This is a genomic window from Herbaspirillum lusitanum (genome assembly GCF_026127345.1).
Classification (GTDB): domain Bacteria; phylum Pseudomonadota; class Gammaproteobacteria; order Burkholderiales; family Burkholderiaceae_D; genus Herbaspirillum; species Herbaspirillum lusitanum.
This window is the reverse complement of record NZ_QXFG01000019.1, coordinates 21,824-28,089: the sequence shown is the minus strand read 5'-3', so window position 1 is coordinate 28,089 and position 6,266 is coordinate 21,824. Positions and strand designations below refer to the sequence as shown.

Genomic DNA, 6,266 nt, shown 5'->3' with positions numbered 1-6,266 from the left:
CTGGAGACAAAAAACCTGACGAAGGAATTCAAGGGTTTTACAGCGGTAAGCAAAGTCAACCTGCAAGTCGAGCGCGGCCACATCCATGCGCTGATCGGCCCGAACGGCGCCGGCAAGACGACGTGCTTCAACCTGCTGACCAAATTCCTGGTGCCGACCTCGGGCCAGATCCTGTTCAACGGTCGCGACATCACGATGGAAGCGCCGGCGCAGATTGCGCGCCAGGGCATCATCCGTTCGTTCCAGATTTCGGCGGTGTTTCCACACCTGAGCGTGATGGAGAACGTGCGCATCGGTTTGCAGCGCACGCTCGGCACGTCCTTCCATTTCTGGAAGAGCAGCGACAGCCTCAAGCAACTCAACGACCGCGCCATGGCCTTGCTCGACGAAGTCGACCTGACCAGTTTCGCCGATACGCTGACGGTGGATTTGCCGTATGGGCGCAAGCGCGCGCTGGAAATCGCCACGACGCTGGCGATGGAACCCGAACTGATGCTGCTCGATGAACCGACCCAGGGCATGGGCCACGAAGACGTCGATCGCGTGACCGCGCTGATCAAGAAGGTCTCGGTCGGCCGCACCATCCTGATGGTGGAACACAACATGAACGTCATCGCCGGCATCTGCGACCGCATCAGCGTGCTGCAGCGCGGCGCCGTGCTGGCCGAAGGCACGTATGACCAGGTATCGAAGAATCCGCAGGTGATGGAAGCCTACATGGGCACCACTGCCGGCGCGCTGGAAGGAGCACACTGATGACGATCGTGACAAGTGCGGCGACATTGCAACAAGGCGGTATTGCATCCGCAACCGGCGGCACGCCGGCGCTGGAGATTTCCGACCTGCAATCCTGGTACGGCGAATCCCACATCCTGCATAACGTCAACCTGTCGGTGAACAAGGGCGAAGTGGTCACGCTGCTGGGCCGCAACGGCGCCGGTCGCACCACCACCTTGCGTTCCATCATGGGGCTGGTCGGTGCACGCAAGGGCTCGATCAGGATCAACGGCAATGAAACCGTCGCCATGCCGACCTACAAGATCGCGCATCAGGGCGTCGGTTATTGCCCGGAAGAGCGCGGCATTTTCTCGTCGCTGTCGGCGGAAGAAAACCTGATGCTGCCGCCGTTCGTGTCCAAGACTGACAAGGGCATGTCGATCGACGAGATCTACGACATGTTCCCGAATCTGAAGGAACGCCGCAACAGCCAGGGCACGCGCTTGTCCGGCGGTGAACAGCAGATGCTGGCGGTGGCGCGCATCCTGCGCACGGGCGCACGCCTGTTGCTGCTCGACGAGATTTCCGAAGGCCTGGCGCCGGTGATCGTGCAGGCGCTCGCGCGCATGATCCTGATGCTCAAGGCCAAGGGTTACACGATTGTGATGGTGGAACAGAACTTCCGCTTTGCTGCACCGCTGGCCGATCGTTTCTATGTGATGGAACACGGCCAGATCGTCGAGTCGTTCGCTTCGTCGGAACTCGAATCGAAGACGCAGAAGCTCAATGAGCTGCTGGGTGTATAAGCACATAAGCGCATAAGCGAAGTTTCGCTATTCAAGCGGTTCAAGCAGTCGCATCATTATTCTGAATTAACAAAGCAGTCATAAAAAGAATGCACCATGGTGCGACGAACGGTCGCGTGATCATTCACGCACCCGTTCGCAAAAATCGGGCAGGACGCACTTACTACTGAGCGGGCATCACAAACGTTACAGCATCACTAGCGTTATAACAAAAGGAGATGGAAATGAAGTTAAAGGCAATGTCACTCGCCGTGTCTACCGCGGCAGCAGCGTTCGCATTCGCGGCACCGGCTTCGGCGCAAATTTCCGGAGACGTGATCAAGATCGGTTTCATCACCGACATCTCCGGCGTCTATTCGGACATCGACGGCCAGGGCGGTGCGGAAGCGATCAAGTTCGCGATCGCCGACATGGGCGGCTCGATCAACGGCAAGAAAATCGAACTGGTTGTCGCCGATCACCAGAACAAGGCTGACGTCGCCGCCAGCAAGTCGCGCGAATGGTTCGACCAGCAGGGCGTTGACGTCCTGATCGGCGGCACCAACTCCGGCACTGCGCTGGCAATGGCGAAAGTCGCCAACGAAAAGAAAAAGGTCTTCATCGAAAACGGCGCCGGCTCGGCTCGCCTGACCAATGAAGAATGCTCGCCGTACACCGTCCACTACGCCTACGACACCGTCGCGCTGGCCAAGGGCACCGGTTCGGCGGTCGTGAAGCAGGGCGGCAAGAGCTGGTTCTTCCTGACCGCCGACTACGCGTTCGGTCACTCGCTGGAAAGCGACACCAGCAACGTCGTCAAGGCATCGGGCGGCACGGTCGTAGGTTCGGTCAAGCATCCGCTGGGCGCATCCGACTTCTCGTCCTTCCTGCTGCAAGCACAAACTTCCAAGGCGCAGATCATCGGCCTGGCCAACGCCGGCGGCGACTTCATCAATTCGGTGAAGGCTGCCAACGAGTTCGGCATCACCAAGACCGCCAAGCTGGCCGGCCTGCTGGTGTTCATCAACGACGTGCACTCGCTGACGCCGAAGCTGACCCAGGGCATGTACCTGACCGACAGCTGGTACTGGGACACCAACGAAGAGACCCGCAAGTTCGCCAAGCGCTACTTCGAAAAGCAAAAGAAGATGCCGTCGAGCCTGCAAGCCGCCGACTACTCCGCCGCGCTGCAATACCTGCAAGCGGTGAAGGCTGCCGGTACGGATGATTCGGACAAGGTCATGGCGCAACTGCGCAAGACCAAGTTCAACGACGTCTTCCAGAAGAACGGCTACCTGCGCGCCGATGGCCGCGTGGTCCATGACATGTATCTGTACCAGGTCAAGACACCGGCCGAGTCCAAGTACCCATGGGACTACTACAAGCTGGTCCAGACCATCCCTGCGGAACAAGCCTGGACTACCAAGGCTGAATCCAAGTGCTCGGCCTGGAAATAATCCGCCGGTAATCGACGGGCAATCAACGCACCAAAAGGATCTGTCATTTCTGATTTCTGTTGAAGAATCGGGGATGGCAGATTTTTCTTGTTGTATTTGATAAACCGGAAACGCGCGCTTCGCCGCACGGCATCCGGTCAATCGGAATGAATGAGTTTCTATGGAATTATTCGGCATACCCCTGCAAGCCTTGTTGAGCCAGCTGCTGCTGGGCCTCGTGAACGGCTCGTTCTACGCGATGCTGTCGCTGGGACTGGCGGTCATCTTCGGCCTGCTCAACGTGATCAATTTTGCGCACGGCGCCTTGTACATGCTCGGCGCGTTCGCGGCATGGGTAGGCCTGACCTATTTCAACATCAATTACTGGGCGATGCTGATCCTGGCGCCGCTCATCGTCGGCGCATTCGGCATCGTGATCGAAAAGACCATGCTGCGCTGGCTCTACAAGCTGGACCATCTGTACGGTCTGCTGCTGACCTTCGGCATCACGCTGATGGTGGAAGGCATCTTCCGTTCGATCTACGGCGTCTCCGGCCAGCCTTATTCGGTGCCTGACGCACTGCAGGGCGCGACCAACCTCGGTTTCATGGTCTTGCCGAATTACCGCGCCTGGGTCGTGCTGGCGTCGGTGGTGGTGTGTTTCTCGACCTGGTTCGTGATCGAAAAGACCCGTCTGGGCGCTTACCTGCGCGCCGGCACCGAGAACCCGAAACTGGTGGAAGCCTTCGGCATCAACGTGCCGCTGATGGTCACCCTGACCTACGGCTTCGGCGTGGCGCTGGCGGCATTCGCCGGCGTGCTGGCGGCGCCGGTGATCCAGGTGTCGCCGCTGATGGGCTCGAACCTGATCATCGTGGTGTTCGCAGTGGTGGTGATCGGCGGCATGGGTTCCATCCTCGGTTCGATCGTCACCGGCCTTGGCCTCGGCGTGATCGAGGGTCTGACCCGCGTGTTTTATCCGGAACTGTCGGCAACCGTCGTGTTCATCATCATGGCCATCGTGCTGATGATTCGCCCGGCCGGTCTGTTCGGTAAAGAGAAATAAGGCGCACAAGATGAACAACCCATTGAACAAGAAACTCTTTTACGGCGCGCTGCTGATCCTGGCATTGCTGGCGCCGTTCGGCCTGTATCCGGTGTTCCTGATGAAGATGCTGTGCTTCGCGCTGTTCGCCTGCGCCTTCAATCTGCTGATCGGTTACACCGGCCTGCTGTCGTTCGGTCATGCAGCCTTCTTCGGCGGCGCCGGCTATGTCGCCGGTCAGGCGATCAAGGCCTGGGGCGTGCCGACTGAAATCGGCCTGATCCTGGGCACCCTGACGGGCGCGCTGATCGGCCTGGTGATGGGCCTGCTGGCGATTCGCCGCCAGGGTATCTACTTCACCATGATCACGCTGGCGCTGGCGCAGATGCTGTTCTTCGTTGCCCTGCAAGCGCCGTTCACCGGCGGCGAAGATGGCCTGCAAGGCATCCCGCGCGGCAAGCTGCTCGGCTTCATCGATCTGTCCAGCGACATGACCTTGTACTACGTCGTGCTGGCGATCGCGATTGCCGGCTTCGCGCTGATCGTGCGCACCATCCACTCGCCGTTCGGCCAGGTGCTCAAGGCGATCAAGGAAAACGAACCGCGCGCCATCTCGCTGGGCTACGACGTCGACCGCTACAAGCTGCTGGCCTTCGTGCTGTCGGCAGCGCTGACCGGTCTTGCCGGTTCGACCAAGGCGCTGATACTGGGCTTCGAAACCCTGACCGACGTGCACTGGAGCATGTCCGGCCTGGTGGTGCTGATGACGCTGGTTGGCGGCCTGGGCACGATCGTCGGTCCTATCGTCGGCGCGGTGATCATCATCATGCTGGAAAACAAGCTGGGCGACATCGGCAACTGGCTGGCTAGCGTGACGCATATCGAGTGGTTCAACACGCTGGGCGACTCGGTCACCATCGTGACGGGCTTCATCTTCATCGTCTGCGTGCTGGCGTTCCGTCGCGGCATCGTGGGCGAGATACTGAACCTGTTCAACAAACGTTCCGCCAGCGCATCGCACTGATCGTCGTTTCTTCTCAACGCTGCCGCCGCACAGCCCAGGCTGTCCGGCGGCAGTTTTGTTTCAGGAGTTGCTTCCCGCAATGGGCGAGGTGCGGTTGCCTCCGTGCCAGCTATCGAACACCTGTCCTTTTTAAGCATTCATTACCTCAGGTCTGTCAAAAAAGTATCTAAATCTTCAACTATTTGTATTGGCTTAAGTAAGTGTGACTCTCTATATTTGGGGTCATAAAAAGAGCAGCAAGCCAAGACCAAAAAAGGAGACTTACGATGACAGACCGTATCCCGGGCAGTCGCGCCCGCGCAAGCAATATGGCGGCGACGCCGGATCTGGAGCTGGTCGATGTGCGCCAGGGCGAGTCTTTCGCGATCTGGTCGCACGGTTATCCGTATCGGACGGTGCGTTGGCACTTCCACCCCGAATACGAAATCCAGCTGATCACCGCCACCAGCGGCAAATACTTCGTCGGCGACTTCATCGGCCAGTTCCAGCCCGGCAACCTGGTGCTGCTGGGGCCGAATCTTCCGCACAATTGGATCAGCGATGTCGCTCCCGGCGAGCAGGTGCCGGAGCGCGGCATCATCGTCCAGTTTCCCGGCGAATTCATTAACCATGGCATCCACGCGTTTGCCGAACTGCATGAGCTGGAAAACTTGCTGCTCGATGCGCAGGCCGGATTGGTGTTTACATCGGCGACGGGCGCAGCGGCCCTGCCGATCATGCGCACGCTGTTGACGACGCGCGGGTGCAAGCGGATACAGCTGTTCCTGGCCTTGCTCGATCTGATGACCGCCGATGACGGCCGCGTGGCGCTGGCCAGCCATGGCTATATTCCGGACGCCCTGGCGTATATGTCGTCGCGCCTGAACCATGTACTGCGCTTCATCGCCGAGAATCTCGACACCGACCTGCGCGAATCCTCGCTGGCGGAACTCACGCAGCAAAGCGCCAGCGCGTTTTCGCGATCGTTCCGCAAACATACGGGCATGAGCTGCATCCAGTACATCAACCGCTTGCGCATCAACGGCGCGTGCGAATTGCTGATGCAGGGCGACCTGAGCATCACGGACATTTGTTTCCGGGTCGGCTTCAACAACGTTTCCAATTTCAATCGCCATTTCCTGATACAGAAGGGCGTGTCGCCGTCCTCCTTTCGCAAGTACCAGGAGCTCAACATGGCGTCGCGCAATCTGGCGCAAGCCGCCTGAGCGCAGGCGCGCACAACTACGCACGTACGCAAGCCGGCAGGCGAGTGTTCCTGC

The 6,266-nt window shown here is 59.4% G+C and carries 6 protein-coding genes; all 6 read left to right on the top strand.

What is annotated here, in order from left to right:
• On the top strand, positions 1-756 hold a 756-nt coding region (locus tag DXT88_RS23280), incomplete at its 5' end, for an ABC transporter ATP-binding protein (RefSeq protein WP_265216242.1).
• Positions 756-1,523 carry an ABC transporter ATP-binding protein gene (locus DXT88_RS23275; protein ID WP_016834230.1) on the top strand — a complete coding sequence of 256 codons (768 nt, stop codon included), beginning with the start codon at positions 756-758 and terminating at the stop codon, positions 1,521-1,523. The genes DXT88_RS23280 and DXT88_RS23275, both read left to right, overlap by 1 nt.
• Positions 1,524-1,747: 224 nt before the next feature.
• Positions 1,748-2,959, top strand: coding sequence for an ABC transporter substrate-binding protein (locus DXT88_RS23270; RefSeq protein ID WP_029363440.1), 1,212 nt, complete (start codon positions 1,748-1,750; stop codon positions 2,957-2,959).
• Between the two features lie 160 nt (positions 2,960-3,119).
• A complete protein-coding gene (locus tag DXT88_RS23265) occupies positions 3,120-4,004 on the top strand; it encodes a branched-chain amino acid ABC transporter permease (RefSeq protein WP_265216240.1) in 885 nt (294 codons plus the stop codon).
• 10 nt (positions 4,005-4,014) lie between these two features.
• A complete protein-coding gene (locus DXT88_RS23260) occupies positions 4,015-5,007 on the top strand; it encodes a branched-chain amino acid ABC transporter permease (RefSeq protein WP_265216239.1) in 993 nt (330 codons plus the stop codon).
• 266 nt (positions 5,008-5,273) lie between these two features.
• On the top strand, positions 5,274-6,212 hold the full coding sequence (locus tag DXT88_RS23255; protein WP_265216238.1) for an AraC family transcriptional regulator: 939 nt from the start codon (positions 5,274-5,276) through the stop codon (positions 6,210-6,212).
• Positions 6,213-6,266: the final 54 nt, after the last annotated feature.